The sequence below is a fragment of the Bradyrhizobium sp. SMVTL-02 genome (genome assembly GCF_051853005.1).
Taxonomy (GTDB): Bacteria; Pseudomonadota; Alphaproteobacteria; order Rhizobiales; family Xanthobacteraceae; genus Bradyrhizobium.
Genome location: NZ_CP182469.1, coordinates 5,976,557 through 6,003,320, shown reverse-complemented (window position 1 = coordinate 6,003,320; position 26,764 = coordinate 5,976,557). Strand labels below are relative to the sequence as shown.

Genomic DNA, 26,764 nt, shown 5'->3' with positions numbered 1-26,764 from the left:
GGCCAGCCCACTTAGGCAGTGCTTCTCAAGCCAGTCCCGCTGCTCTATGGTGCCGCGGGCCGAACGGAGGAAACCAATGAAGAACACGATTGCAAGGCTCGCCGGCGCGCTGCTCGTGCTGACGCTCACCACCTCGCTTGCCGCAGCCCAAAGCAAGGTCACCGTCGCGGTCGGCGGCGGCTCTTGCCTGTGCTACCTGCCGACGGTGCTGGCCAAGCAACTCGGCGAGTACGAGAAGGCCGGCCTCAATGTCGAGCTGGTCGACCTCAAGGGCGGCTCGGATGCGCTCAAGGCCGTGCTCGGCGGCAGCGCCGACGTCGTCTCCGGCTATTTTGACCATTGCGTCAACCTCGCGGCCAAGAAGCAGGAGCTGCAGTCCTTCGTGGTCTATGACCGCTATCCCGGCCTCGTGCTGGTGGTCGCGCCCTCGCGCACCAACGACATCAAGTCGGTCAAGGATCTCGCCGGCAAGAAGGTCGGCGTCAGCGCGCCAGGCTCCTCCACCGACTTCTTCCTCAAATACATGCTGAAGAAGAACGGGCTCGATCCCACCAGTGCCGCCGTGATCGGCGTCGGCCTTGGCGCCACCGCGGTCGCCGCGATGGAGCAGGGGCAGATCGACGCGGCCGTGATGCTCGATCCCTCCGTGACCGTGCTCCAGGGCAGCCACAAGGATCTGCGCATCCTCAGCGACACCCGCACCCAGAAGGATACGCTCGAGACGTTTGGCGGCGAGTATCCCGGTGGCGCGCTGTACTCGACGGTGGCGTGGGTCAACGGCCACGAGAAGGAGACGCAGGCGCTGACCAATGCGATCCTGGCGACGCTCGCCTGGATCCATTCGCATTCGCCCGAGGAGATCATGGCGAAGATGCCGGAGGAGATGGTCGGCAAGAACAAGGACCTCTATCTCGCCGCATTGAAGAACACGATTCCCATGTTCTCCGAGACCGGCAAGATGGACCCGAAGGGAGCCGACGCGGTGCTTGCGGTGTTCAGCGTCGGCTCGCCCGAGGTGGCGAACGCCAAGATCGACGTCAGCAAGACCTTCACCAACAGATTCGTCGACCAGGCCAAGAAGACCACGGGCAGCGCCAAATAGCCGACGCGAAGGCGTGGTAGCAGGCGTCATGACGTCACCACCGGTCATTCATCGCGTCACGACGCTTGATCTTGCGGTGCGGCCGATCGTCTGGCCGTTCGCGGAGGAACGGCGCGCCGAGATCGCGGCGCATTTCGCCGAGAAGCAGCGGGAGCGGCCGAAGATCTGGAACGGCCGCGTCCTGCTCGGGCGCGATGCCGTGTTCAGCGACGGTCATCTTGCCGCGACCTATTTCGAGACCGATTTCGCAAGCTTCCTCGCCTGGCGCGACTGGGGCTTTCCCGACAAGGCCGTGTTCAACGGCTTTGGCATGGGCGCGCTGCGCGCGTCCGACGGGGCCTTCATCATGGGCGAGATGGCGCCCCACACCGCCAATGCGGGCCGCATCTATTTCCCCTCGGGCACGCCGGATCTCGACGATGTCAGGGAGGGCGCGCTCGACATTCCCGGCAGCGTCGCCCGCGAGCTCGCCGAGGAGACCGGCCTGATCGCGGCCGACTATCGGGCCGAGCCGGATTGGCATTGCGTGGTCACCGGCCCCGCGATTGCAATGCTGCAGATCCTCAACCTGAATATGCCGGGAGATGTCGCCCGCGCCCGGATCGAGGCCAACCTCGCGCGCGAGACCGAGCCGGAACTGTCGGCCATTCATCTCGTGCGCGGGATGAGCGATCTCACGCCGGCCATGCCGCGATTTGTCACGGCCTTCGTCGAGCAGCAGTTCGCCTCGCGCTGAGCGCGAGGCTTGACATCGCCGCGCGCAGCCCATGTGATGGGTAAAAAAGCAAAAGCAACAAGAATGCAATGCACAATCGTCCAGGGAGGTTTAGATGCGCCTGCGCATGGCTGCCCGCTTGGTACGTGGGCTGGTGGTCGCGATATCAGCGACGGGCTTGGTGGCTACGGCCGAGGCCCAGGACGAGAAGATCAAGATCGGCGTCGTTTTCGACCTGACCGGGCCTCTCGCGGGGGGCGGCTCCGAGCTCAACTATGTCGGCACCAAGATCATCCTCGACCATTTCGCCAAGTCCGGCGTCGAGGGCTACAAGATCGAGGCGGTCTACGCCGACGCACAGAGCAAGCCCGACATCGCCATCAATGAATCCGTCCGCCTGCTGGAGCAGGAGAAGGTCGACATGGTGCTCGGCTTCTTCTCCTCGGCGCAATGCGTGCCGGTTGCCGCGCGCGTCGAGCAGCTCAAGAAGTTCATGTGGATGACGACCTGCATCTCGTCGGCCGTGTTCAACGAGAAGGGCTACAAATACGTCTTCCGCCCGCAGGCGAGCGGCGACCAGTTCGGCATGATGACGATGGATTTCATCGCGCAGAATGCCAGCGCCAAGCTCGGCAAGGAGCCGAAGGACCTGCGCGTTGCCATCATCCACGAGGACGGCGCCTATGGCGTCGACGTCTCCAAGGGCAACGAGGCCGGCGCGAAGAAGGCCGGCTTCAATGTCGTGCTCAAGGAAGGCTATTCGGCCACCGCGCCGGATCTATCGGCGCTCGTCACCAAGCTGAAGCGTGCGAAGCCCGATGTGATCTTCCACACCGGCTACAACCCGGACATCACGCTGCTACTGCGGCAGGCTCGCGAGCAGGGCCTGAAATTCGCTGCGCTGATGGGGCATGGCGCCGGCTACGGTGTCTATGAGAAGCTCAAGGAGGGCATGGGTGCGGACGCGACCTACATCTTCAACGCCGATCCGATCTCGATCTGGCTCTCCAACCAGAAGACCATGGATCCGAAACTTCCGGCCGTCATCAAGATGGTCGGCGAGGAGTTCGACAAGCTGAAGCCGGGCGTTGCGATCCGCTCGGCCCATGTCGGTATCGGCGCCTCGAATACCTACGTGTTCATGAGCGACGTGCTGCCGCGCGCCATCAAGAAGTATGGCGGGGTCGATCCCGACGCGCTGCGCAAGGCCGCACTCGATACCGACATTCCCGAGGGCGGCACCATGCTTGGCTTCGGCGTCAAGTTCTACGGCGATGGCACGCCGATGGCGGGCCAGAACGAGCGCTCGTTCCCGGTCGTGATCCAGTATCTCGACGACAAGTCCCATGTGGTGTGGCCCAAGAGCCAGGCGCAGCGCGAAGCCGTGCTGCCGCTGCCCAAGGGCACCACCTACAGCAACCAATAGCGGAGCGCTCCGGTGTTGGAAGTCAGCGGGCTGGTGAAGCGGTTTGGCGGCTTCACCGCCGTGAACAACGTGTCGTTCAGGCTCGACCAGGGCGAGATCCTCGGCCTGATCGGTCCCAACGGGTCGGGCAAGAGCACGATCTTCAACATGCTCTCCGGCACGCTGGCCCCGACCTCGGGCTCGATCCTGTTTGCCGGCCACGAGATCGCAGGCCTTGCGCCGCACCGGATCATAAATCGCGGCATCGGGCGGACCTTCCAGATTCCGCGGCCGTTCCGCCGCCTCTCCATTTTCGAGAACGTCGCGCTCGCTGGCTTCTACGGCCAGGGACGCCACAGCCGCATCAAGGCCGAGGAGGCGGCCGAGCGCGCGCTGGCGATGGTCGGCCTGCCGACCGATCGCCATGCCAGCGTCGATGGCCTCGGCGCTGCGGGGCTGAAGAAGCTCGAGCTTGCGAAGGCGCTCGCCACCGCGCCAAAGCTGTTGCTCGCCGACGAGAGCCTCGGCGGCCTCGACGAGGCCGAGATGGACCAGGCCGCCGACATGCTGCGCAACATCCGCGACGAGCTCGGCATCACCATCATCTGGGTCGAGCACATCATGGGCGTCCTGATGCGCGTCGTGGATCGCGTCATGGTGCTCGATCATGGCGAGAAGATCTCGGAAGGCCTGCCGAGCGCGGTCGCCGGCGATCCGCGCGTCATCGAGGTCTATCTCGGCACCGACGCCGAGACCACGCAGGCCGCGGCCGCCGAAGCGCGCCGCCGCGCGGGAGGGCAATGATGCTGGAGCTTCGCGGCGTCAATGCCGGCTACGGCACCTTCCAGGCGCTGTTCGACCTCAATCTCGACGTGAAGGCCGGCGAAGCCGTCGGCGTCATCGGCCCCAACGGCGCCGGCAAGACCACCCTGATGCGGGTCATTTCCGGGCTGATCCGTCCCTCGCGCGGGTCGATCAAGATGGAGGGCGTCGACGTCATCGCGACGCCGGCGCACAAGATCGTCAGCCTCGGCATTGCGCATGTGCCGGAGAACCGGCGGCTCTTTCCCCAGCTCACGGTCGACGACAACCTCAAGATGGGCGCCTTCATGAAGGAGGCGCGAGGGCACTACGCCGAGCAGCTGGAGATCGTGTTCGACCTGTTCCCGCGCCTGAAGGAGCGCCGCCACCAGATGGCCGGAACGATGTCCGGCGGCGAGCAGCAGATGTGCGCGATCGGCCGCGCGATGATGTCCAATCCGAAGCTGCTGCTGCTCGATGAGCCGTCGGCAGGACTGGCGCCGGTCGTGGTGCAGCAGGTGTTCGAGCTGGTGAAGCGGATCCGCGCCAGCGGGCTGACCGTGCTGATCGTCGAGCAGAACGTGCAGCAGGTCCTGAAGGTGGTCGATCGTGCCTATCTGATCGAGGCGGGCACGATCCGCGCGTCCGGCACCTCGGCCGAGATGCTGGCGAGCGACACGGTCAAGGAAGCGTATCTCGGGGTGTGATGGGCATGCAGGCGTTCCTGGACATTTTCGACATCTACCTGCTGGAGGCCGTGATCAACGGCATCCTGCTCGGCGGCGTGCTGGCGCTGCTCGCGCTCGGGCTCAATTTGATCTTCGGCGTCATCGACGTGACCTGGATCTGCTACGCCGAGCTGGTGATGATCGGCATGTATGCCATGTATTTCATGGTGCAGTATTACGGCGTCAGCTATTTCGTTGCCGCCCCGCTCACCGTCCTGCTGGTCGCCGTGCTTGGCGCGGCGCTGCACTACCTCGTCATCGCGCGACTGCTGACAGCACCTCCGATCAACCAGCTGCTCGCGACAGGTGGCGTGCTGTTCGTGCTGCAGAGCTTTGCCACCGTCGCCTTCGGCATCGACTTCCGCAATCTCGGCATCCGCCTGCCGGTGCTCGCCTTCGGCGACATGAATTTCAGCTACGCGCGGCTGCTGTCCTTCGTCGCCGCGCTGGTCGGCATGGTCGCCGTCTATCTCTTCATGACGCGCACCTTCACCGGTACCGCGATCCGCGCGATCTCTCAGGACCGGCAGATCATGGCATTGATGGGCGTCGACACCAGGCGCATCTATCTCATCACCTCCGCGCTCGGTGGCGCGCTCGCCGGCCTCGCGGCGTGCCTGCTGGTGCTGCAATACGACGTGCATCCCTTCGTCGGCCTCTCCTTCGGGCCGATCACCTTCCTGATCTGCGTGCTCGGGGGGCTCGGCAACTTCATCGGCGGCTTCATCGCCTCTTTCCTGTTCGCGGAGATCATCTCGCTCGGCGGCCTGTTCTCCGACCTCGAATGGGGCTACGTGCTCGCCTTCGCCTTCTTCATCGTCATGATGTTCATCCGGCCCGCGGGCCTGCTTGCGAGGCGCCGATGATGGGGCAGGGGCGGCTTGCGGCATGGGGGGCAGGGCTGGCGGCGCTGGTCGCGCTGCCCTTCGTCTATCGCGATCCCTATCATCTGCACATCCTGGTGCTGATCCTGATCTGGTCGTTCGCCTATACATCGTGGTCAATGATGGGGCGGTTCGGCCTGGTCTCACTCGGGCATGGCGGCTTCATGGGCATTGGCGCCTACGTCACCGCGCTGTTGTGGAATCACCTCGGACTGTCGCCCTGGATCGGCATTCCCATCAGCATGGCGGCGGCCGGCGCGCTGGCGATGATCGTCGGCTATCCCTGCTTCCGCTTCCGCATCACCGGGCATTATTTCGTGCTGGTGACGCTGGCGCTGTCAGGCATCGTGCTCCAGGTGATCACGGCAACGCGCGACTATACGGGCGGCTCGCTCGGCTACACCCCGAACCGCGCGTCCGGCAACAGGCTGCTGGCGCTGCAATTCGACGACAAGACAACCTGGTATCTGATCGCGCTCGCGGTGTGGCTGTTCGGCATCGTGGTCTGGCACTGGGTCGACCGCAGCATGGCCCGCTATGCGCTGGAGGCGATTTCTGAGGACGAGGACGCCGCGGCCGCGGCCGGCGTCGACGTCACCGCCGAGAAGCTGAAGATCACGCTGCTCAGCGCGCTGATGACGGCGCTCGCCGGCGCGATCTACTGCCAGTACCAGATGTTCATCACCCCCGACACGGTCAGCGGCATCGCGGTGTCGCTGCAGATGGTGTTCGCGGCGATCGTCGGCGGTCTGTTCGTCTCGCTCGGCCCGACCGTCGGCGCCATCATCACCATCCTCCTGGCCGAGACCCTGCGCATCGGCTTCGGCACCAAGGCGGTCGGCTGGGACAACCTCGTCTACGGCGTGCTGCTCGTGCTCTTCATCATATTCCTTCCCAAGGGCATCCTTGGTAGCTTGCTCGACCGACTGAAGCCGCAACGCAAGGTGCCCCGCGCTCATGAGCAAGAAGCCGTCCAAATCCCTCGCCCAGGAACTTGACCGCTACATCACGCCATTTCGCTACGATGGCTCGGGCAAGTTTCACCTCAAGGACCACAAGACCAACGAGAAGGGCGATCTCGACAAGGAGAATGCGCAGGCGATTCTCGACGCCAACAAGAAGCAGCTGATCGAGTTCCAGGAGAAGCTCTACGCCCAGGACCGCTGGTCGCTGCTCATCGTGTTCCAGGCCATGGACGCGGCCGGCAAGGACAGTGCGATCAAGGCGATCTTCGAGGGCATCAATCCGCAGGGCTGCGAAGTCAGGGCCTTCAAGGCGCCGGGCAGCAAGGAGCTCGACCACGACTTCCTCTGGCGCCACGTCATCGCACTGCCCGAGCGCGGCCATATCGGCATCTTCAACCGTTCCCACTACGAAGAGTGCCTCGTCACGCGGGTGCACCCGGAGATCCTCGCCAAGGAGAAGCTGCCGCCAAAGCTCGTCACCAAGAACATCTGGAAGGAGCGGTTCGAGGACATCTCGGCCTTCGAGCGCTATCTCTGCCGCAACGGCACCGTGGTGCTGAAGTTCTTCCTCAACGTCTCCAAGGACGAGCAGCGCGAGCGCTTTCTCGACCGCCTAGAGGATCCGGCCAAGCAGTGGAAGTTCTCCATGGACGACATCAAGGAGCGCGCGCTGTGGCCGCGCTACCAGGCGGTCTACCAGGACATCGTCCGGCACACCTCCACGCCGCAGGCGCCCTGGTACGTGGTGCCCGCCGATCACAAATGGTTCGCCCGCGTCGTGATCGGCTCGGTGATCAATGCCGCGCTGGAAAAGCTCGACCTGCGCTTCCCCCGTGCCGACAAGGCTTCGCTGGAAGAGTTCGAGCAGGTGCGCAAGGCGCTGGAGAAAGAGGGGACGGGAGGCAAGAAGAAAGCAAAGTGACAGCCCACACGACCACGAATTGCAAGAACGTCAACTTCGCGCTCCAGGGCGGCGGCGCGCACGGCGCCTTCGTCTGGGGCGTGCTCGACCAGGTGCTCGAGGACGGCAGGCTCGCGATCGAGGCGATCAGCGCCACCAGTGCCGGTGCCATGAATGCGGTCGCGATGGCCTCCGGCATGGCGCACGGAGGCGCGGAGGCGGCGCGGGAGAGCCTGCATGCATTCTGGTACGAAGTGTCGCGCATGGACATGGCGTACGATTTGATGTCGCCACTGAACCAGTGGATCCAGGCCCTGAAGCTGCCGCCGGAATATCATCCGGTCCACGCCGTCATCCACACGCTGACGCACACGCTGCCGCCGAACCTGCTCAATCCCTTTCATTTCAATCCGCTCCGCGCGCTGCTGCAGCGCGTGGTCGATTTCGACCAGCTCAATTCCTCGCCCGAGGCGCCGCAGTTGTTTCTCAACGCCACCAACGTCCGCAGCGGCAAGATCAAGGTGTTCCAGAGTCCGCATCTCACGGCGGAAACCGTGCTCGCCTCGGCCTGCCTGCCGCCCTATTTCCAGGCGGTCGAGATCGACGGCGAGCATTATTGGGATGGCGGCTATCTCGGCAATCCCGCGATCTTTCCGTTGATCTACCGCAAGGGCAGTCACGACGTCATCATCGTGCAGGTCACGGCGATCCGGCGCAACGAGCTGCCGACCAGTGCGGCCGATGTCCTGCACCGCATCAACGAGATCAGCTTCAATTCGTCCCTGATGCGCGAGATGCGCGCGATCGCCTTCGCCACGCGGCTGATCGACGACGGCGAGCTCGACAGCGACAGGCATAGCCGCATGTACATGCATTGGATCGGCAACGACCTGTTGATGTCGCAACTCGGCACGGCCACGCAATTCCATCCCGAATGGAGCCTATTGTGTCGCCTGCGCGACGAAGGCCGCGACGCGGCGCGAAGCTGGCTGGCGCGAAACTTCGACCAGATCGGAAAGTCCTCGACGGTCGACCTGGCAGACATGTTTCTTTAGGCCGCTGAGCCGGCAATGGACAAAAGCACGAAAACAACCCCATGCACAGTAGGCGGTGCCAGCGGAATGAATGGCTTGGCGGGGTGTTGTTCGGATTTCAAGAAGTCCGTTTGACCCGTCGGGCAAAACAGGGGTATGATGCCATCATCGCCGGGGACCGGGCAGGGTGGGCAAAGCCGAAGTTCGTCGCGTCCTGGCAAGCCGACTCTCAGTATCCGCGTCCCCACCAGTAGCAGAAGCGCTCGACATTGGCCGGAAGGCTCGCCTCGTAATTCGCCCACTTCTCGTATTTCGGCAGCTTCACCTCCTTCATCGCGGCGTCGAAGCACTTGCCGGCGTCCGCCGCCTTCTTCACCTCGGCGGAGAGGTCCTCCATGTAGGCGATGTCGTCGTCGACGTCCTTCTTGGTGCCGAAGCGCCCGCCGGCATAGGGATGGCCGGGAATCATGCGCTCCCAGTCGAGCGAGGCCAGCTTCTTCAGCGAGGCGATGTACTCCAGCGGCGAGGCATTGTCGGGGATGTTGCGGAACTGGACGCTCTCGATCGGCGCGAAGTCGACCACGAAGACGATCTTCTCCTTGGGCAGCCGCATCACCAGCGAGTTGTCGGAATGATTGCGGCCGACATAGTTCAGCTCCAGCGTGGTGCCGCCGAGCGTGATGCTCTTCTTGTCGTCCACCACCTGATCCGGCATCACGACGTCGGGGAGCAGGGACTTCTGCTTCTTCAGCTCGAGCAGGCGTTCCCTGGCTCGCCGGTGCGCGATGAAGGTGGCGCCGAGATCCTTGAAGGGCTGGCCGCCGGCGAGGTGGTCGTAATGATGGTGGCTGTAGATGACGTATTTGATCGGCTTGTCGGTGACGGCCTTGATCGCGTCGATATAGGGCTTCGCGGGCCGCAGATACGAGATCGGATCGGTCGCGATCACGGCCCTGCGGCGTCACCACGAACATCGACTGATGTCCGCCGTAGCGGAAGACGTAGACGTTGTCGGTGCCGTCGACCTTCGTGGTCGAGGTCTGCGGTGGAGTCTGCGCGGAAGCCGATCCGGTCACGAGAGAGAACGGGGATGCAAAGCAATACTTTCATTTCTGGGCTTCTGAAACGACGGAGAGGCGGGAATGGAATACTCCTTCGACACCAACGCTGCGTCGAGGGATTTATTCCGCTGTTTCGCCGGCCAATCTGTGCCGGAACAATGTGGAACGCTGCAGCAAATGTGATTTGAGAGCCATTGATCCCGCTTGACAGTTTTATGTCGCAGGAGGAGCATGGCCACGGTCGCGGAATACGCGACGCGTAACGTCCACCTCAGAGCAAGGGGAGGTCTATGACACCACCTCCGCAAATCCAGCCGCGTTAATTGCGATGGAGCTCGTTCGGACTATCGCATAGCGGTGCAAACCGCGAACGGCACGCCGGGTCAAGGTTTAGCGGGCTGCATCAGTGAGGCATAGCCCCTACCTTCCCGGCGCTGTAATTTGCATCACATCGATCGTTTGATGGCAGCTCCAAGGCCGCCTCGACGAATGCATTTCCATCTTCTGTTCACTCTCCTCCTCCTCCTCGCCGTCATTCCGGGCCGAACCCCGGAATGACGGGCGAGCCCTTCGCGCGCGCAGCGTTTGAATGGGGTTTCTCCTGGCCGAGACGGCGCCTGCTCTGATCCTGCATTGCGGCAAATGCCAAGAGAATGTCGCCTCAAAGGCCAATTTCCGACACAGGGTCGCGGCGAATAGCTGTCATCCGACATGACGCAAGTGCTTCGGCGGGGACGGTCCTGTCGCCGCAGGCGCATTCATTTTTCAGGGAATCCGCGTGTCGCCTAAGCTTGTCCCGGCGCTTCTCGCAGCGCTCTTCCTTGTCATCTCGTCTTTCTCCCCGGCTCGCGCCGCGCCGCCCGCGCCGGAAGCCAAGGGTGCGGCCGCGCTGTCGCCCGACGAGGCGAAGCGCGCGCTGGAGACCCTTCAGGACGACAAGAAGCGCGCACAGATGATCGACACGCTGCGCGCGATCGCCAATGCGTCCGGTCCGCAGCAGGCTGAGCCCGAACCGAAATCGCCGATCCCGCTTGCGGCCGACGGCCTCGGTGCGCAGCTCATGCTCACGGTGTCCGAGCAGATCGGCGAGATCTCGAGCGAGATCGCCCGCATGGCGCGGACGATCACGCATTTCCCGGCCTTCTATTACTGGATCATGCGCACCGCGAACGATCCGGCGGCCTACAACCTCCTGTTCGAGATCGCCTGGAAGCTGGCGCTCGTGCTCGGCTGCGCCCTCGCGGCCGAATGGGTGATCTTCCGCCTGATCCGCCGCCCGGTCGTATTCCTGGAAGGACGCGTGCCGCAGACCGCCCGCCTGCCGGCGCAGGCGCTGCCGATCGCCGATCCGCCATCGTCGGTCGCCGACGTGACGCCGGCCCCTGAGTTGCAGAAGCGACGTCACAGCCTGGCGCGGATCTGGCAGGTCATGCTGCGGCTGCCCTTCGTGCTCAGCCGTTTCGTGCTCGAGCTGCTTCCCGTGTTGGTATTCGTCTGCATCGCCACCGCGCTGCTGGGAACGGAGATCGGCGAGCCCACGACCGTCCGCCTCGTGATCCTGGCGGTCGTCAACGCCTACGCGTTCTCGCGCGGGCTGATCTGCCTGGTCCGGGCGCTGGCGGGGCCGTTCGGCCTGTTTCCGGTGCGGGCCGAGACGGCGGCCTATATCGAGATCTGGGCACGCCGCATCGTCGGTGTCGGCGTCACCGGCATCGCCTTCGCCAATGTGGCGCTGCTGCTCGGCCTGCATCGCGCCGGTTACGCCGCGCTGCTGCGCATGGTGATGCTGGTCGTGCACCTCTTCATCGTCGTCATCATTCTGCAATGTCGTCGCCAGGTCGCTGCAGCCATCCGCGCGCCGGCCGACCGGCAGGGCATCGCGGCCGGCATGCGCAATCGCATTGCCGGCGGCTGGCACTATCTCGCCATCGCGCTCGATCTGGCGCTATGGGCGGTGTGGGCGCTCAACATCCGCAACGGCTACTCGCTGCTGCTGCAGTATTTCGTCGGCACCATCGTGGTGGCGCTGATCACGCGCGTCGCCATCATGCTGACGCTGGGGCTGATCGACCGCGGCTTCCGCATCAAGCCGGAGATCCTGCAGCGCTTTCCGGGATTGGAGACCCGCGCCAACCGCTATCTGCCGCTGCTGCGCAAGGTCGTCTCGGGCGTAATCGCCTTCATCGGCTTCGTGGCCGTGCTCGAGGTCTGGGGCGTGGACGCCATCGTCTGGTTCTACGGCGGCCAGGTCGGCGGCCGGCTGATCTCGGCGGTGGTGACGATCGGCATTGCCGTGTTCATCGCCGCTGCGATCTGGGAAATCAGCAATGCGCTGCTCGATCGCCAGATCAATGCGCTGTCGCGCGACGGGCATTACGCCCGCGCGGCGCGCCTGCGCACCTTCCAGCCGATGCTGCGCACTGCGCTGCTCTGTGTGATCGCGACTGTGGTCGGCCTCACCGCGCTGAGCGAGATCGGCGTCAATGTCGCCCCGCTGCTGGCGGGCGCCGGCATCGTCGGCATCGCCATAGGCTTCGGTTCGCAGAAGCTGGTCCAGGACCTCATCACCGGCCTGTTCCTGCTGCTGGAGAACACGGTGCAGGTCGGCGACACCGTCAGCGTGTCCGGCCTTTCGGGCGTCGTCGAGAACGTTTCGATCCGCACCATCAGGCTTCGCGCCGGCGACGGCGCGGTGCACATCGTGCCGTTCAGCGCGGTCACCACCATCACCAATGCCAGCCGAGGCGCCGGCAACGCCTCCGTCAGCGTCAACGTCGCCTACAAGGAGGACACCGACCGCGCCGGCCAGATCCTCAAGGACATCGTCGAGGAGATGCGGCGCGAAGCGGACTTCCGCGCGCTGATCCGCGGCGATCTCGAGCTGTGGGGCGTCGACAAGGTCGACGGCGCGATGGTCTCGATCGTCGGCCAGATCCGCTGCACCGAGGCCGGCCGCTGGCCGGTGCAGCGCGAATTCAACCGCCGCATGAAGCTGCGCTTCCAGCAGCACGGCATCGAGGTTGCCTCCGCGACCCAGACCATTCTGATGCATGTCGCGCCGCCGGCAGAGGGGGCCGTCAACCTGACGCCGCGGCGGGCGATCGGATAGCGGCTCCGCAAAATTCCAGCTTGCCTGCCCTCGTCCGGCAGCGCGCGGCGGGTGAGGGCTCTCGCCACGCAGAGATGCCCTCCACAATTCAACGATCCCAACCCGGAGACACCCCCACACCAGCCTCCTCCGCAAGCGTAGGGCTATCGCATTTGGCTCTTTGCGCGAGCTGAGCGCGCGCCTCGTCCTTCGAGACGACCGCTTCGCGGTCTCCTCAGGATGAGGCTAAGTGGCATCAGAGCCCGTTGAATTGGCGAAACGTACTCGGTCCTCATCCTGAGGGGCCCGCCAACGGCGGGCGTCTCGAAGGATGGCCACAGGCGATATCACTCCCATATGCGATTCCCTGCCCGCAAGCGGGAGAGGGAGCCCAGAGCGATGCCGCAGCATCGTGCACGCCATATGCGATTCCCCTACCCATAGGCGAAAATCTCGCTGCGGTGCGAGATCACAATCGATGCTGCGATGGCAACGTCCTTGATCTCGGGGGACCGCTGGCCGACAATGGTTGCCCCTTCAATAAGAAACTCCCTGGGGGATTTCGTGAATAGACCTGCTCGGGTCAGCGCCCATTCGACATCATCCGACACCGCACACGGCATGACGCTGCTGCGCGATCCCTTGCTCAACAAGGGCACCGCCTTCACGGAAGCGGAGCGCGAGGCGCTCGGCCTGCGCGGCCTGCTGCCGCCCTGCGTGCTGACGATAGAGACGCAAGCTGAGCGCGTGCTCACCAATCTGCGCACGCTGCCGACCGATCTCGAAAAATACGTCGCGCTGAACGCGCTGCACGACCGCAACGAGGCGCTGTTCTTCCGTGTCGTCGTCGACAACATCGACGAGATCCAGCCGATCATCTACACGCCGACCGTCGGGCTCGCCTGCCAGAAATACGGCCTGATCTTCCAGCGACCGCGCGGCATGTTCATCTCCTCGCGCGATCGCGGCCAGATCGCCGAGATCCTGAAGAACTGGCCCTATCCGGCCAAGCTGATCGTCGTCACCGACGGCGAGCGCATTTTGGGACTTGGCGATCTCGGCGCCAACGGCATGGGCATTCCGGTCGGCAAGCTGTCGCTCTATTCGGCCTGCGCCGGCGTCCATCCCGAGCAGTGCCTGCCTATCCTGCTCGACGTCGGCACCAACAACGAAGAACTCCTGAACGATCCCTATTATATCGGCCTGCGCGAACGCAGGCTCACGGGCGAAGCTTACGACAGCTTCGTCGAGGAGTTCATGACTGCCGCGCGAAAGACCTTCCCTGGCGTGCTGATCCAGTTCGAGGATTTCGCCAACCATTCGGCCTTCAAGCTGCTGCACAAATATCGCGACGAGGCCTGCGTCTTCAACGACGACATCCAGGGTACTGCTGCGGTGGCGCTCGCCGGCCTGTTCTCTGCCCTGCGTGTTTCCGGCGGCAAGCTGAAGGATCAGAAGATCCTGTTCCTTGGCGCGGGCGAGGCGGCGACCGGCATCGCCGATCTCGTGGTCTCCGCCATGATGGCGGAGGGCGCCACGGAAGCCGAAGCGCTCCGGCGCAACTGGCTGGTGGATTCCCGTGGCCTCGTCGTCAGCGGCCGTGAAGGTCTCTCCGGTCACAAGCTGCGCTACGCTCACACCGGCCAAGCGCCGATTGCCGACTTCCTCACCGCGATCAAAACGCTGAAGCCGACGGCGATCATCGGCGTGGCCGCGGTCGGCGGCGCCTTCACGCCCGAGGTGCTGAAGGCGATGGCCGAGCTCAACGAGCAGCCGATCGTGTTCGCGCTCTCCAATCCGACCTCGAAGGCGGAATGCTCGGCGGAGGACGCCTATCGCTATACCGAGGGCCGCGGGCTGTTCGCCTGCGGCAGCCCCTACGATCCGGTCACGCTCAGCGGGCGCACCTTCGTGCCGCGCCAGGGCAACAACTCCTACATCTTCCCCGGCGTCGGCCTCGGCGTCATCGCCAGCGGCTCCAGGCTGGTGACGGACGAGATGTTCATGGCGGCCGCCCATACGCTCGCCGATTGCGTCGGCAAGGAGGACCTCGCCCAGGGCAGCCTCTATCCGGCGCTGCCCCGCATCCGCGAGGTCTCGGTCCGCATCGCCGCTGCCGTCGCAGACGTTGCCTATCAGCGTGGCTTGGCGGACGGACCCGCGCCGAACGACGTGAAGGCCCTGGTCCAGTCGGAGATGTATGAGCCAAAGTACTGAGGCTGACAATTTCAGCTGAGTTGGCCGAGATAGCCCCTCACCCCACCCTCTCGTCGCGAGCGAAGCTCGTCGCGGCGCCCGTAAGGACGGGAGAGGGAGTGAAACCAGCCTGCCCCCTTAACCTCTCCCCTCTTCTGCGGGGAGAGGTCGGATCGCTCCGGCGATGCGAAGCATCGTCCGGCGCAATCCGGGTGAGGGCAGGGCACCCTGCTAGCCGCGTCGAAAGTCCATCCGACTCCGGGGCGACGTCGAGATCGGCCAGGCCCCGCCGAACGCGTGTGTTTGCGCACCGTATCGTGCAGATGGTCCGCTGATCTGTCCCAATTCGGGACATCCACTGTGATGGAATCGTCACAGCCGGCGCGAAACGATGGCGGGCCGCAAGGCCGCTTTTGTTCCGACAAGGTTCTGCCCCGATTGCCCACCGAAACTTGCGGTTGTTCGGAGGGCGCATCATGTCTCGCATTGCACGTGCCGAAACTGCCCGAATGTCGCTGGCAACCTCGAGCCGCTTGCTGCTCGCTGTCCTGGGTGCCGCATCTCTCGCCGCCTGCGCGCAGTCGCCGGTCGGCCGCCAGAAAGCCGATCTCGCCGGCACGACCCGGCAGGCCGCAATCGAGCGGCCGCACCGCGTGGCGGCGCTGCACCCGCGGCCGATCAGCCGGGCGCGCGTCCCCGGTGGTGAGGCAAGGCGAACCGCATCGCATGGCCTCGCCAGCTTCTACTCGGACACTGAAACCGCGAGCGGCGAGAAGTTCGACAAGAACGAATTGACCGCGGCGCATCCCACGCTGCCGTTCGGCACCAAGCTGCGCGTCACCGACGTGTCCTCCGGCCGCTTCGTGACCGTCCGGGTCAACGATCGCGGCCCCTTCGTTCGCGGGCGTGTGGTCGACATCTCGCCGTCCGCGGCCGAAGCGCTCGGCATGGTCGACAAAGGCCTTGCCAATGTCCGCCTCGACGTCGTGCGATGAAGCGCGGTTCGTCGAGGTGAGGCGCCGCGCTCAACCGGGTGTTAGGCGTCGCGCTTAACCGGCTGTTAGGCGCTTCTCAAGCACCATGGTTGCCCAAACAAATCGGGGCTTTTGTGGAGGCGGACGCTTGAACACGATCCAGTATCTCGAAGATCAGGCCGCACGTGCCGAGCGGCTCGCCAAGAGGATCACGGATACGCTGACGATCGAAAAGCTTCTGACCTTCGCCGGCGAACGCCGCCGCGAGATCGAGGCCATCACCGGCAAGTATCGGCGCGCATAAGACTCCCGTAACCCATGCTGTAGGCGCATTCGTCCTTCCCGCGAAGCGGGGAACTTCCGCTCGACTCCTGCGTCATTTGGGCGTGAGAGAGGAGGAGGACATCATGGGATTTGGACGAGGTGCATTGCTTTGGTTGCTTGGCGTGCCGCTGCCGATCATTCTGCTGCTGGCATTGTTCTGGCACCACTGAGGTTGCCACACGAAAAGCGCCGCGGACGCGGCGCTTTTTTATTGCCTGGGATTTGAAACGCTTGAGGCGCGATGCGCCCTCAGCTATGGCTCTCGACGAAGTCGCTGAGATAGTCGGGCAGCTCTATGCCATAGATGTCGCAGCGTGCCTTTATCGCCCCGGCGACGTCGCTTGAGATGTCCTTCATCCAGTGTTCGAGCGTATTGAACGAGATCACCTTGACGGGATCGTTGAAGCAGCCGGCGACGAACTCGCCGATGGTGGTTTCGAGATCGCTGCGCTCGATGCGGACTTCAGTCGCAAGGTCGAGACGGTCGACGACGACGAAGAGAGTTTGGTCCGCGCCATAGGGCACGACGGGAGATGCAACGCCAGCTTCAAGCATGTGAGGCGCTCACGATTTGACTTCCGATCCCCGATAACGGGAAAAACCGGAAGAAGGTTCCTGCGCACGTGCTTGTGAAGGCCGTCAGAGAAATTCCCGCAAGCGCGACAGCTCGATGACGTGCTCGGGTGAGAGAACGGCGGTCACCAGCGGCGGCTGCGGCGCCGTGCGAATCTCATAGAGGTGCCGGGTTGCCGCCGGCTTCTGCATGAAGGCCGAGATGCATTCGTCGAGCGTCCCCTCGCTCACCTGATAGGGCTCGCGGTCCGGGCGGCGCTGGTTGGCCAGCGACGGCCATTTATGCAGGGCCGCAAGCGCGCCGAAATCGACTTTTGACTCCGCAACAACGTCCCCCATCGTCCCCCTCACGCAAAAAGAACCCCAGCGCGCGGGTTTGCGCGCCGGGGCCTACGCCTATCGCTGCATCTCAAAGCCACGGCCACCTAACGCAGCAGCCGGGAAAAGGTTCCGGGCTGCTCCGGCCCGCCTCAGCTCGCAGCTGCCGCGATCTTGTGCGCCGGGCTCGCATGACCCTGGCTGTTCTCATCGCCGCGACTGACCTCCGGCGGAAGCCCGGCAAAGCGCCGCAGGGCTTCGGCCATCTGCACCCGGCCTGGGGCGCCCGTGATCACCACGTCGACCATCGTGAAAGACGAGTGGAAATGGCCGCGCGCCTTGAGTTGCTCGACCGGGACGCCGGCAGCCTGCATCGCCTCGGCATAGGCGATGCCTTCGTCGCGCAGCGGATCGAACTCGCAGGTGACGACGAAGGCCGGCGGCAGGCCCGCGACCTTGCCGCGCAGCGGCGAGACGCGCGGATCGGTGCGGTCGGCCGGTGAGCAGTAGAGGTCCCAGAACCAGTACATCAGCGAGCGCGTCAGGAAATAGCCGGTCGCATTGTCGTTGTAGGAAGGGCGATCGAAGCTGCAGTCGGTGACCGGACAGATCAGCAACTGGCCCGCAATCTCGGGTCCGCCGCGATCACGCGCAAGCTGGCAGGTGACGGCGGCGATGTTGCCGCCCGCGCTCCAGCCAGCGACCAGCACCGGCCCCGGCCTGCCACCGAGTTCGGTTGCGTGCTCGGCGATCCAGCGCGTTGCCGCATAGCCGTCTTCGGCCGCCGCCGGGAAGCGATGCTCCGGCGCGTGGCGATAGCCGACGCTGACGAACATCATGCCGGTCCTGCGCACCATGTCGCGGCAGAACGGCTCGTCCGACTGCTCGTCGCCGAGCACCCAGCCGCCGCCGTGGAAATAGACCACGACCGGGTGCGGCCCCGCGGTCGCGGGCTTGAAGACGCGGTAGGGCAGCGGGCGGTCGCCACCGGGCAGGGTGCCGTCGACGATCTCGCCGATCGGCCGTCCGGCGGGACGGCCCTTGTTGAACTCGTTGACGAAGGCGCGCGCGCCTGCTGCGCCCATCGACTCGATCGGCGGCAGGTTGAGCGTTGCCAGCAGGTTCAGCACCAGCCGCACATCCGGCTGCAGCCGCACCACCTCGCCGTCATTGCATTGCGCGGCGCCATTGGGGCCGGTGAGCTTGAAGCCGAGCATGCCGCGGCTGACGACCTCGTCGCAGATGCTGCGATAGGGGCCGACGCCGCCGGTATAGGGCATCAGGCCCTGCACCTTGCCGGGCACGTTGGCGCCCGTGTACCAGGTGTTGGCGAGCCGGTGCAGCGTCAGCATCGAGCAGTCGGCCATGTGCCGGTCCCAGCCGGCCTGCGCCGTCTCGGTCGGCTCCATCGTGGTGAAGCCGGCATCGCGCAACGCGGCAAGGCGATCGACGACCCAGTCGACATGCTGCTCGATCGATACCGCCATGTTCGACAGCACCGACGGGCTGCCGGGGCCGGTGATCATGAAGAAGTTCGGGAAGCCTTCCACCGTGAGCCCGAGATAGGTCTGCGGCCCCTGCGCCCAGACATCGCTGAGCGACTTGCCGGCGCGCCCGGTGATCGGATGCACGGCGCGGATCGCTCCGGTCATGGCGTCGAAGCCGGTCGCGAACACGATGACGTCGAGCTCGAAGCTGCGGCCGTTCGTGGAGATGCCGCTCGCGGTGATCGCCTTGATCGGCTCCTGGCGCAGATTGACCAGCGTGACGTTCGGCCGGTTGTAGGTGGCGTAGTAATTGGTGTCGAGACAGGGCCGCTTGGCGCCGAAGGGATGGTCATGCGGCGTGAGTGCCGCGGCGGTCTCGGGATCCCTCACGGCGGCGCGGATCTTCTCGCGGATCAGGTCCTGGACGATCTTGTTGCCGTCGACATCGACGGCCTGGTCGGCCCAGAGCTGCGTCAGGATGTGGACGAGGTCGCCGGCGGCCCAGGCGCGTTCGAACCGCTCACGACGCTCGGCGTCGCTCAATTGCCAGCTCACGACGGTCTGCTGCGGATAGGGCACGCCGGCCATCGACTGCCGCGCCTGCTCGCGATAGGCCGCGCGGTTGCCCTGCAGCAGGCTCATGCGGTCGTCTGGAGCGGGGCCATTGTGCGCCGGCAGCGCGAAATTCGGCGTACGCTGGAACACGGTGAGATGCGCGGCCTGTTCGGCGATCAGCGGGATCGACTGGATCGCCGACGATCCCGTGCCGATCACGGCGACGCGCTTGCCGGCGAGATTGACGCCGTCATGCGGCCAGCGCCCGGTGAAATAGACCTCGCCCTCGAAGTCCTTGACGCCGTCGATCTCCGGCGGCTTGGGCGCGGACAGGCAGCCGGTGGCCATGATGTAATGGCGGCAGGAAACAGGCGCGCCATTGTCGGTGGTGAGCTGCCAGCGCTCGGTGGCCTCGTCCCATCTGGCTTCGGTGACCCTGGTCTTGAAGCGGATGTCGCGGCGGAGATCATATCGGTCCGCGACGAAGCCGAGGTAGCGCAGGATCTCGGGCTGGGTCGCGTATTTCTCCGACCAGGTCCAGGCCGCCTCGAGTTCGGGATCGAAGGTGTAGCTGTAGTCGAGGGTCTGGATATCGCAGCGCGCGCCGGGATAGCGGTTCCAGTACCAGGTTCCCCCGACATCGCCGGCCTCTTCGAGGCCAACCGCCGTGAATCCGGCCTTGCGCAGGCGGTGGAGAAGATAGAGGCCGGCAAATCCGGCGCCGACCACGGCGACGTCGACTTGCTGGGCTGTTCCATTCGCCGCTTTGGACTCACGCGCAGCAACCATTGCTTCCGGCATGGCATTTCCTCCCGCGTTTTGTTTTGCCGGCAGGCTAGTCCTGCAGGCTCGGCTTGTCATCAGAGCAAGTGCAATCGTCGGTAGTCGATTTCGATGGTGCCGTGGCCGCGCGAACGTTGGCCCCATTGCACGCATCGCGATGCACAATGGCCGTGATTGTCCGGGCTAATCATGCCCGATCCGTCTGTGTATGCTTGCGGCTACAAGCCACGCGTGCCGGCCGGGCGTCATGACAGAGTTGAGTGAACGGACCAAAGCCAACATGGACGTCGTCCTGGAGCAGACGTGTCGCCAATTGCCGCATGGCGGCGATCACGACAGCCGCAGGTTCATCGCCGAGCGCCTGATCGAGGCGGCGCAGGCGGGACACTCCACGCTCGGTGAACTCGGCATCATCGCGCGCCGCGCGCTGGCGGAGATCATTGCCAAGGGCGGTTAGCTGTGGCGCAGCTTTTCGCTGCCGCGACGCTGCGCTCCCTCGCCCCGTTCTTGCGGGGCCGCGACGAGCTTCGCTCGCGCTGAGTGGGTTGGGGCGAGGGGCCTCGCTCCACACGTACATCTGCCGAGATACCTGTACCCCCTCTCCCGGAGTGCATCTTCGATGCAATCCGACCTATCCCCGCAAGCGGGGAGAGGTTAGAGGCGGCTTGCCTGTTCGCGTATCGCAGACGTAACCTTCCAGGAGACCTTCCGCGCATCGAGATCCTCCAAGATGCGGTCCCTGCTTGCGCTCGTTACGGCTTCCGCATGCCTTTGCCTTGCCGGCCCGGCCGCAGCCCAGCCGGTCGGACAGTTTCCGTTTGCGCTGACGCGCGAAGGCCAGATGCTCGGCGGCGTCGAAGGCGAGGTGGCTTTCTTCAAGGGACTGGCTTATGCGGCCCCGCCGGTCGGGCCGCTGCGCTGGCGTCCGCCAGAGGCGACCGTGGAAAGCTCGGAGATGCGCACGGCCTATGAGTACGCTGCGCCGTGCCTTCAACCGTCGCTGCCAAGCGCGCGCGAGGATTGCCTCACGCTCAACGTATTCCGTCCGTTCGGCGTCGACGGCCCGCTGCCGGTGATGGTGTTCATCCATGACGGCGGCTTCGTCGGCGGCACCGCGAACGATCCGCTGTTCGACGGTGCCAGGCTCGCGCAGGCCAGTCTCATCGTGGTCACCGTGAATTATCGTCTCGGCGTGCTCGGCTGGCTCACGCATCCCGCGCTGTCGCAAGGCGGCTCGGGAAACTACGGTCTGATGGACCAGGTCGCGGCGCTGCGCTGGGTGCACGACAATATCGCGGCGTTCGGCGGCGATCCCGGCAACGTCACGCTGTTCGGCAGTGGCGCGGGTGCGACATCGATCGCGTTGTTGATGCTGTGCGGCGAGACGCGCGAGCTGTTTCAGAAAGCCATCCTGCAATCGCCGCCCGGCCGCGTGCGCCTGCGCTCCCGGCAGGAGGCAGAGGCGTTCGGCCTGCAGTTCGTCGCGACGCTCGGGCAGGATGACACCGATCCGCGCACGATCCCGACGGTGCGGCTGCTTGCGGCCGAACGGAAGCTGCTGGCGAAATCCCCGCGCGGCTTCGCGCCGGCGATCGACGGGAGTCTCGTGACGGAAGACATTGCCGCCGGCTTTGCGGCCGGACATGAGAAGCGGATTCCCATGATCATCGGCTCCAACGATGACGAGACGGGATTCGACAGTGAACCCGAGATCGCGGAGGCGCTTGCATCGTCAGGTGCGACATCCGAACAATTGCGCAAGCTCTATCCCGACCTCGCCAGGCCTTCGGACCTTGCAGCCCAAGTCTACAGCGACAAGGTGTTCTCCGAGCCGGTGCGGCTGCTGGCCCGCCTGCATGCTGCGACGGGCGCGCCAACCTTCCGTTATCGCTTCGCCTATGTGCCGGAGGCGCGACGCGCCAATCCGGAAGGTGGTCACGGACGCGAGCTGCAATTCATCTTCGGTGCCGAAGGCGTGCCCGGGGCCGGTATCCTGTCGCGGCGCGATCGCGAGGTCGCAAGCCGCATGCGCGGCTACTGGATCAATTTTGCAAAAGGCGGCGATCCCAACGGCCCGGACCTGCCGCATTGGGACGCGGCCGCAGACCGCGACCGCCTATTGTTGATCGCGAACGATCGCATCGCGAGCGGAGACGACCCCTTTGCGGAGCGCCTCGACCGGTTCGCAGATGAGAGCAGGAAATGAGTTGGACTTAGGCCGCGAGCTCGACGCGCGGCGCCGGGCTCAGCCGGTCTTCCTCGAGATAGTCCATCGCGCCGTCCTTCTCGACCGCGTAGAATTGCTGGCCTTCCCGCGACTTGAAGGCGGCGCGAACGACGCCGCGGCGGCCCTTGTCACTGTTGACGACGTCCCCCAGCGCAAACTTCCTCATCTCAGTCCTCGTCTTCTGACCGGCTCCTTCGGCCACGGCGGGGATTTTGGAAGGCAAATCGTTAACGGCTTGCTAACCATACGGGTTTGCCTATGCTCGCCGCCGGTCGCCTGCGGCCGCTACGCACCTATGTTGTCTTTGAGCCGAGCCTTTACCCATGACGCGATTTCCGACCCTCTTCCTGTCGCACGGCGGCGGCCCGTGGCCCTTCATGGAGGACCGGCGGGTGCAATACGCCAAAACCGCCGAGGAGTTTGGCCGGCTGCCGCAGCTTCTCCCGGCGAAGCCGAAGGCCGTGCTCGTCATCACCGGGCATTGGGAGGCCGACGCCTTCACCGTCTCGACCTCGGCGCATCCGCCGATGGTGTACGACTATTACGGTTTCCCCGAGCATACCTATCATCTCAAATATCCGGCGCCTGGCAAGCCGGAGCTTGCCGCCGAGGTAAGGGCGCTGCTCAAGCACGCGGGCCTCGATTGCCGCGAAGATCCCAATCAGGGCTTTGACCACGGCACCTTCGTGCCGCTCGGCCTGATGTATCCGAACGCCGACATGCCGATCGTGCTCTTGTCGCTGAAGTCGAGCTACGATGCGGCCGAGCACATCAAGGTCGGGGAGGCGATCACTTCGCTCCGCGACGAAGGCATTTTGATCGTCGGCAGCGGGCTCACCTATCACAACATGCGCGGCTTCAACCGGCCGGAGTCGAAGCCGGTCTCGTATGATTTCGAGGCCTATCTGAACGAGGCGATCAGCAATCCGGATGCGGCGCGCCGCAACGCCATGCTGGTCGAGTGGGAGAACGCGCCGAGCGCACGCCTGGCGCATCCGCGCGAGGACCATCTGCTGCCGCTGATGGTCGCCGCCGGTGCCGCCGGCAAGGATGTCGGCAAGCGCGTCTTCGTCGACGAGGTCGCGGGCGTCGCGATGGCGTCGTATGTGTTTGGATGAGTTCGTGGAGCGGCATTGCGCCTTGACCCTCTCCCCTTGTGGGAGAGGGTGGATCGCCGCCAAGCGGCGAGACGGGTGAGGGGTCTCTCTCCGCCCCGGGAATCTCGCACAGTGAATTTGTGGAGCGAACCCCTCATCCGACGCTTCGCCCCACCTTCTCCCGCAACGGGAGAATGAAGAGCGGAGCGTCGCTCACCCGTATCGCAGCTTCATCACCAGGATGCCGCCGGCGAGGAGCATGGTGACGGCGTTCGAGGCGATCAGCGGGCCATCGCCCGAGAGCAGGCCGTAGATGAGCCAGAGCGCGAGGCCCAGCACCATCACCAGGAACATGCCGAGCGAGATGTCGCCGGTGGAGCGGGTCTTCCACACCTTGATCGCTTGCGGCGCGTAGGCCACGGTGGTGCAGGTGGCGGCGGCAAAGCCGATCAGCTTGATCATGAGGGGTTCCATGCCGGTTCTATAGCATGGATTCGACGTCGGTCATCCTCTCGCGGGGGCGCCGCATAAGGCTTCCTGGCGGCAGCTTGTGCGCGCCGCGTCCTTCGAGGCGACCGGGTTTCGCGGTCTCCTCATCAGGATGAGGTTGAGCAGCATCGGTGTCCGTCGAAAGTGCCGCTACGCACTCCGCCCTCATCCTGAGGAGCCCGCTACAGCGGGCGTCTCGAAGGAGGGGCCGCAGGGAGGCTTTTCACATACGAGAGCCTTGCGCCCTCAAGCGCGGGCCGCGATCAGGTTGCGATACAGCGCGGCATAGTCGCCGGCGCGGTTGCGCCAGGAGACGTCGGTCGCAAGGCCGCTTCGTTGCAGCCGCCGCCAGGTCAGCTTGTCGTGGAAGACGGTGTTGGCCTTGCGCAGCGAACCGGCGAAGGCATCCGCCGTCACCGGGCCGAACTTGAAGCCGGTCGCGTCGCGCCCCGATACGTCGGCGTCGCCGATATCGACGATGGTATCCTCGAGGCCGCCGACGCGCGACACGATGGGCACCGCGCCGTAGCGCAGCGCGCAGAGCTGGGTCAGGCCGCACGGCTCGAACCGCGACGGCACCAGAATCGCGTCCGAGCCGGCCTGGATCAGATGCGCCAAGATCTCGTCATAGCCGATCACGACGCCGATCCGGCCGGGATTGGCGCGCCCGGCAGCCTGATAACGGTCCTGGAGATCGCGGTCGCCGTTGCCGAGCAGCGCGAGCTGCATGCCTTCGCGCAAAATAGTCGGAATGGCCTCGAGCAGAAGATCGAGCCCCTTCTGCCAGGACAGCCGGCTGATGACGCCGAGCAGCAGTGCTTCGTCGGAGCAATCGAGATTGAACTGCTGCTGCAGCACCGCCTTGTTAGCGGCGCGGAACGTCAGGTTCTGCGCGCCGAAGCGATAGGCGATGTGGGGATCGGTTTGCGGATTCCACACCTCGGTGTCAATGCCGTTGAGGATGCCGCTCAGGGCGCCCGCGCGGGCACGCAACACGCCGCCGAGCCCCATGCCGCCTTCGTCGCTCTGGATCTCATGGGCGTAGGTCGGCGACACCGTGGTGATGCGATCGGCGAATTGCAGGCCGGCCTTGAGGAAGCTGATGCCGCCGAAATATTCGAGGCCGTCGACGTCGAAGGAGCTCCACGGCAGGCCGATCGCGCCGATCAGCTCGCGCGCGAACTTGCCCTGATAGGCCATGTTGTGGATCGTCATCACGGTGCCGGGCTGCGGGCGATTGTCGTAGTGCAGATAGGCTGGCGCGAGCCCGGCCTGCCAGTCATGGGCGTGCACGACGTCAGGCACGAACGCCGGCACGAGTCCGTGGCCGATATCGGCCGCGACGCGCGCCAGCGCCGCAAAACGCACGCCATTGTCCGGCCAGTCGACGCCCTCGGCGGTGACGTAAGGATTGCCCGGTCGCGCATAGAGATGCGGCACGTCGAGCACGAACAGGTCGAGCCCGTCACGGGAGCCGGCGAGCAGGCGGCCCGGTCCGCCGAAATAATCCGGCCAGCGCCGGATTTCCTCCGCATCGGACACCAGCCGCATCACGTCGGGATAGCCCGGCATCAGCGTGCGCATCTCGACGCCATGCGCCTTCAATGCAATCGGCAGCGCGCCGGCGACGTCCGCAAGGCCGCCGGTCTTGACGATGGGGTAGACTTCAGAGGCGACCGCGAGGACGCGAACAGGCGTCATGTATTGAGCCTGTCGATCATCGGCTGGGTGATCAGCGAGACGCCCTGCTCGGTGGTCCGGAAGCGCTTGGCGTCGAACTCGGGATCGTCCCCGACGACGAGGCCCTCGGGTATCTCGACCCCGCGGTCGATCACGACGTTCTTCAGCCGCGCGCCACGCCCGACATTCACATAAGGCATGATCACGGCGTTCTCGACATTGGCATAGGAGTTGATGCGCACGCCGGTGAACAGCAGCGAGCGGCGCAGCGAGGCGCCGGAGATGATGCAGCCGCCGGAGACCAGCGAGCTCACGGCCTGGCCGCGCCGGCTTTCCTCGTCATGGACGAATTTCGCCGGTGGGGTGATCTCGGCATAGGACCAGATCGGCCAGGCGCGGTCGAACAGGTCGAGCTCGGGCACGACGTCGGTGAGGTCGATGTTGGCGGCCCAATAGGCATCGACCGTGCCGACGTCGCGCCAGTAGGCGCGCTCGTCGCTGCCGGAGCGGACGCATGACGTCGAGAACTGGTGCGCGATGGCGCGGCCGTTCTTGACGATATAGGGAATGATGTCCTTGCCGAAATCGTGGTTCGAGTTCGGGTCCTCGGCGTCGCGCTTGAGCTCGTCGAACAGGAATTTCGCATTGAAGACATAGATGCCCATGCTGGCGAGCGAGACGTCCGGCTTGCCCGGCATCGGCGGCGGATCCTTCGGTTTCTCCAGGAACTGCTGGATCCACCCGTTCTCGTCGATATGCATGATGCCGAAGCCCGAGGATTCGGTGCGTGGCATCTCCAGGCAGCCGACGGTGACGTCGGCGCCGCTCTCGACGTGCTGGCGCAGCATCACCTCGTAATCCATCTTGTAGATGTGGTCGCCGGCCAGCACGACGATGAAGCGGCACGCGTGCGACTCGATGATGTCGATGTTCTGGTAGATCGCATCCGCCGTGCCGACATACCACATGTTCTCGGACACGCGCTGGCTCGCGGGAAGGATGTCGAAGCTCTCATTGCGCTCGGGGCGGAAGAAATTCCAGCCCATCTGGAGATGGCGGATCAGGCTGTGCGCCTTGTACTGGGTGGCGACCGCGATGCGGCGGATGCCGGAATTCACCGCGTTCGACAGCGCGAAATCGATGATGCGGGACTTGCCGCCGAAATAGACCGCGGGCTTGGCGCGCCGGTCTGTCAGCTCCAGCAGCCGGCTGCCACGTCCACCAGCCAGGACGAACGCCAGCGCCTGACGCGCGAGCGGCTCATTACCCACGGCACTCATGCCATCCTCCCCACACCTCAGGCGCGTCGCGATGCGTCCCGGCCGCGCACCATTGGAACCGATAGTAACGGTAGGAATAGTAAATCAGGAAGATGGT

Annotated in this window: 24 protein-coding genes; 16 read left to right on the top strand and 8 right to left on the bottom strand. The window is 64.9% G+C overall.

What is annotated here, in order from left to right; genetic code table 11:
* Positions 1–76 precede the first annotated feature (76 nt).
* From ACNJYB_RS28735 to ACNJYB_RS28695, 9 genes are all read left to right on the top strand, one after another.
* Complete coding sequence (locus tag ACNJYB_RS28735) at positions 77–1,102, top strand: ABC transporter substrate-binding protein (protein ID WP_439369914.1); 1,026 nt, start codon at positions 77–79, stop codon at positions 1,100–1,102.
* Between the two features lie 28 nt (positions 1,103–1,130).
* Positions 1,131–1,838, top strand: a complete 708-nt coding sequence (locus ACNJYB_RS28730) for an NUDIX hydrolase (protein WP_439369913.1) — start codon at positions 1,131–1,133, stop codon at positions 1,836–1,838.
* 94 nt (positions 1,839–1,932) lie between these two features.
* Complete coding sequence (locus tag ACNJYB_RS28725) at positions 1,933–3,243, top strand: ABC transporter substrate-binding protein (RefSeq protein ID WP_439369912.1); 1,311 nt, start codon at positions 1,933–1,935, stop codon at positions 3,241–3,243.
* Positions 3,244–3,255: 12 nt separating this feature from the next.
* Positions 3,256–4,026 carry an ABC transporter ATP-binding protein gene (locus tag ACNJYB_RS28720; RefSeq protein ID WP_439369911.1) on the top strand — a complete coding sequence of 257 codons (771 nt, stop codon included), beginning with the start codon at positions 3,256–3,258 and terminating at the stop codon, positions 4,024–4,026.
* On the top strand, positions 4,026–4,730 hold the full coding sequence (locus ACNJYB_RS28715; RefSeq protein ID WP_439375669.1) for an ABC transporter ATP-binding protein: 705 nt from the start codon (positions 4,026–4,028) through the stop codon (positions 4,728–4,730). Before ACNJYB_RS28720 ends, ACNJYB_RS28715 begins: the two co-directional genes overlap by 1 nt.
* Positions 4,731–4,735: 5 nt before the next feature.
* Positions 4,736–5,617 (top strand): branched-chain amino acid ABC transporter permease, encoded by an 882-nt coding sequence (locus ACNJYB_RS28710; protein ID WP_439369910.1) that lies wholly within the window; start codon positions 4,736–4,738, stop codon positions 5,615–5,617.
* Positions 5,614–6,633, top strand: a complete 1,020-nt coding sequence (locus tag ACNJYB_RS28705) for a branched-chain amino acid ABC transporter permease (RefSeq protein ID WP_439369908.1) — start codon at positions 5,614–5,616, stop codon at positions 6,631–6,633. The genes ACNJYB_RS28710 and ACNJYB_RS28705 overlap by 4 nt, the downstream gene beginning before the upstream one ends.
* Complete coding sequence (locus ACNJYB_RS28700) at positions 6,593–7,522, top strand: polyphosphate kinase 2 family protein (RefSeq protein WP_439369906.1); 930 nt, start codon at positions 6,593–6,595, stop codon at positions 7,520–7,522. The genes ACNJYB_RS28705 and ACNJYB_RS28700 overlap by 41 nt, the downstream gene beginning before the upstream one ends.
* Positions 7,519–8,556 (top strand): patatin-like phospholipase family protein, encoded by a 1,038-nt coding sequence (locus ACNJYB_RS28695; RefSeq protein WP_439369905.1) that lies wholly within the window; start codon positions 7,519–7,521, stop codon positions 8,554–8,556. Before ACNJYB_RS28700 ends, ACNJYB_RS28695 begins: the two co-directional genes overlap by 4 nt.
* 208 nt (positions 8,557–8,764) lie before the next feature.
* Here the strand turns inward: ACNJYB_RS28695 and ACNJYB_RS28690 are convergent, their stop codons facing one another.
* Entirely contained in the window at positions 8,765–9,484 is a 720-nt protein-coding gene (locus ACNJYB_RS28690) for an MBL fold metallo-hydrolase (RefSeq protein WP_439369904.1), read from the bottom strand.
* An 890-nt stretch (positions 9,485–10,374) separates the two neighbouring features.
* On the opposite strand from ACNJYB_RS28690, the gene ACNJYB_RS28685 reads away from it, so the two are divergent.
* From ACNJYB_RS28685 to ACNJYB_RS28670, 4 genes are all read left to right on the top strand, one after another.
* Positions 10,375–12,705, top strand: a complete 2,331-nt coding sequence (locus ACNJYB_RS28685; protein WP_439369903.1) for a mechanosensitive ion channel domain-containing protein — start codon at positions 10,375–10,377, stop codon at positions 12,703–12,705.
* Between the two features lie 600 nt (positions 12,706–13,305).
* Positions 13,306–14,901 carry an NAD-dependent malic enzyme gene (locus ACNJYB_RS28680; protein WP_439375668.1) on the top strand — a complete coding sequence of 532 codons (1,596 nt, stop codon included), beginning with the start codon at positions 13,306–13,308 and terminating at the stop codon, positions 14,899–14,901.
* A 455-nt stretch (positions 14,902–15,356) separates the two neighbouring features.
* A complete protein-coding gene (locus tag ACNJYB_RS28675; RefSeq protein ID WP_439369902.1) occupies positions 15,357–15,875 on the top strand; it encodes a septal ring lytic transglycosylase RlpA family protein in 519 nt (172 codons plus the stop codon).
* A 127-nt stretch (positions 15,876–16,002) separates the two neighbouring features.
* Positions 16,003–16,158 (top strand): hypothetical protein, encoded by a 156-nt coding sequence (locus tag ACNJYB_RS28670; RefSeq protein ID WP_439369901.1) that lies wholly within the window; start codon positions 16,003–16,005, stop codon positions 16,156–16,158.
* Between the two features lie 269 nt (positions 16,159–16,427).
* Here the strand turns inward: ACNJYB_RS28670 and ACNJYB_RS28665 are convergent, their stop codons facing one another.
* The 3 genes from ACNJYB_RS28665 to ACNJYB_RS28655 form a co-directional block, all read right to left on the bottom strand.
* Positions 16,428–16,733, bottom strand: coding sequence for a hypothetical protein (locus ACNJYB_RS28665; protein WP_439369899.1), 306 nt, complete (start codon positions 16,731–16,733; stop codon positions 16,428–16,430).
* 84 nt (positions 16,734–16,817) lie between these two features.
* A complete protein-coding gene (locus ACNJYB_RS28660) occupies positions 16,818–17,090 on the bottom strand; it encodes a hypothetical protein (RefSeq protein ID WP_439369898.1) in 273 nt (90 codons plus the stop codon).
* Between the two features lie 131 nt (positions 17,091–17,221).
* A complete protein-coding gene (locus ACNJYB_RS28655) occupies positions 17,222–19,912 on the bottom strand; it encodes a flavin-containing monooxygenase (RefSeq protein ID WP_439369897.1) in 2,691 nt (896 codons plus the stop codon).
* 190 nt (positions 19,913–20,102) lie between these two features.
* Between ACNJYB_RS28655 and ACNJYB_RS28650 the strand changes: the two genes are divergently transcribed.
* On the top strand, positions 20,103–20,351 hold the full coding sequence (locus tag ACNJYB_RS28650; RefSeq protein ID WP_439369896.1) for a hypothetical protein: 249 nt from the start codon (positions 20,103–20,105) through the stop codon (positions 20,349–20,351).
* 273 nt (positions 20,352–20,624) lie between these two features.
* Positions 20,625–22,100 carry a carboxylesterase/lipase family protein gene (locus ACNJYB_RS28645; protein ID WP_439369895.1) on the top strand — a complete coding sequence of 492 codons (1,476 nt, stop codon included), beginning with the start codon at positions 20,625–20,627 and terminating at the stop codon, positions 22,098–22,100.
* A gap of 7 nt (positions 22,101–22,107) precedes the next feature.
* Here the strand turns inward: ACNJYB_RS28645 and ACNJYB_RS28640 are convergent, their stop codons facing one another.
* On the bottom strand, positions 22,108–22,287 hold the full coding sequence (locus ACNJYB_RS28640; RefSeq protein WP_027547875.1) for a hypothetical protein: 180 nt from the start codon (positions 22,285–22,287) through the stop codon (positions 22,108–22,110).
* A 157-nt stretch (positions 22,288–22,444) separates the two neighbouring features.
* On the opposite strand from ACNJYB_RS28640, the gene ACNJYB_RS28635 reads away from it, so the two are divergent.
* Entirely contained in the window at positions 22,445–23,239 is a 795-nt protein-coding gene (locus ACNJYB_RS28635) for a DODA-type extradiol aromatic ring-opening family dioxygenase (RefSeq protein WP_439369893.1), read from the top strand.
* 192 nt (positions 23,240–23,431) lie between these two features.
* Here ACNJYB_RS28635 and ACNJYB_RS28630 read toward each other — a convergent pair whose 3' ends face one another.
* The 3 genes from ACNJYB_RS28630 to glgC form a co-directional block, all read right to left on the bottom strand.
* Positions 23,432–23,692, bottom strand: a complete 261-nt coding sequence (locus ACNJYB_RS28630; protein WP_183241954.1) for a SemiSWEET transporter — start codon at positions 23,690–23,692, stop codon at positions 23,432–23,434.
* Between the two features lie 261 nt (positions 23,693–23,953).
* Complete coding sequence (gene glgA, locus ACNJYB_RS28625; protein WP_439369892.1) at positions 23,954–25,408, bottom strand: glycogen synthase GlgA; 1,455 nt, start codon at positions 25,406–25,408, stop codon at positions 23,954–23,956.
* Complete coding sequence (gene glgC, locus ACNJYB_RS28620; RefSeq protein ID WP_439369891.1) at positions 25,405–26,667, bottom strand: glucose-1-phosphate adenylyltransferase; 1,263 nt, start codon at positions 26,665–26,667, stop codon at positions 25,405–25,407. The genes glgA and glgC overlap by 4 nt, the downstream gene beginning before the upstream one ends.
* Positions 26,668–26,764 lie beyond the last annotated feature (97 nt).

Bases quoted from the DNA above. Each gene is read 5' to 3' on its own strand.
- ACNJYB_RS28715 (WP_439375669.1), top strand. From the start codon at position 4,026: ATGCTGGAGCTTCGCGGCGTCAATGCCGGCTACGGCACCTTCCAGGCG.
- ACNJYB_RS28730 (WP_439369913.1), top strand. From the start codon at position 1,131: ATGACGTCACCACCGGTCATTCATCGCGTCACGACGCTTGATCTTGCG.
- ACNJYB_RS28665 (WP_439369899.1), bottom strand. From the start codon at position 16,733: ATGCTTGAAGCTGGCGTTGCATCTCCCGTCGTGCCCTATGGCGCGGAC.
- ACNJYB_RS28735 (WP_439369914.1), top strand. From the start codon at position 77: ATGAAGAACACGATTGCAAGGCTCGCCGGCGCGCTGCTCGTGCTGACG.
- ACNJYB_RS28675 (WP_439369902.1), top strand. From the start codon at position 15,357: ATGTCTCGCATTGCACGTGCCGAAACTGCCCGAATGTCGCTGGCAACC.
- ACNJYB_RS28680 (WP_439375668.1), top strand. From the start codon at position 13,306: ATGACGCTGCTGCGCGATCCCTTGCTCAACAAGGGCACCGCCTTCACG.
- glgC (WP_439369891.1), bottom strand. From the start codon at position 26,667: ATGAGTGCCGTGGGTAATGAGCCGCTCGCGCGTCAGGCGCTGGCGTTC.
- ACNJYB_RS28705 (WP_439369908.1), top strand. From the start codon at position 5,614: ATGATGGGGCAGGGGCGGCTTGCGGCATGGGGGGCAGGGCTGGCGGCG.
- ACNJYB_RS28725 (WP_439369912.1), top strand. From the start codon at position 1,933: ATGCGCCTGCGCATGGCTGCCCGCTTGGTACGTGGGCTGGTGGTCGCG.
- ACNJYB_RS28640 (WP_027547875.1), bottom strand. From the start codon at position 22,287: ATGAGGAAGTTTGCGCTGGGGGACGTCGTCAACAGTGACAAGGGCCGC.
- ACNJYB_RS28655 (WP_439369897.1), bottom strand. From the start codon at position 19,912: ATGCCGGAAGCAATGGTTGCTGCGCGTGAGTCCAAAGCGGCGAATGGA.
- ACNJYB_RS28645 (WP_439369895.1), top strand. From the start codon at position 20,625: ATGCGGTCCCTGCTTGCGCTCGTTACGGCTTCCGCATGCCTTTGCCTT.
- glgA (WP_439369892.1), bottom strand. From the start codon at position 25,408: ATGACGCCTGTTCGCGTCCTCGCGGTCGCCTCTGAAGTCTACCCCATC.
- ACNJYB_RS28710 (WP_439369910.1), top strand. From the start codon at position 4,736: ATGCAGGCGTTCCTGGACATTTTCGACATCTACCTGCTGGAGGCCGTG.
- ACNJYB_RS28660 (WP_439369898.1), bottom strand. From the start codon at position 17,090: ATGGGGGACGTTGTTGCGGAGTCAAAAGTCGATTTCGGCGCGCTTGCG.
- ACNJYB_RS28630 (WP_183241954.1), bottom strand. From the start codon at position 23,692: ATGGAACCCCTCATGATCAAGCTGATCGGCTTTGCCGCCGCCACCTGC.
- ACNJYB_RS28700 (WP_439369906.1), top strand. From the start codon at position 6,593: ATGAGCAAGAAGCCGTCCAAATCCCTCGCCCAGGAACTTGACCGCTAC.
- ACNJYB_RS28635 (WP_439369893.1), top strand. From the start codon at position 22,445: ATGACGCGATTTCCGACCCTCTTCCTGTCGCACGGCGGCGGCCCGTGG.
- ACNJYB_RS28650 (WP_439369896.1), top strand. From the start codon at position 20,103: ATGCTTGCGGCTACAAGCCACGCGTGCCGGCCGGGCGTCATGACAGAG.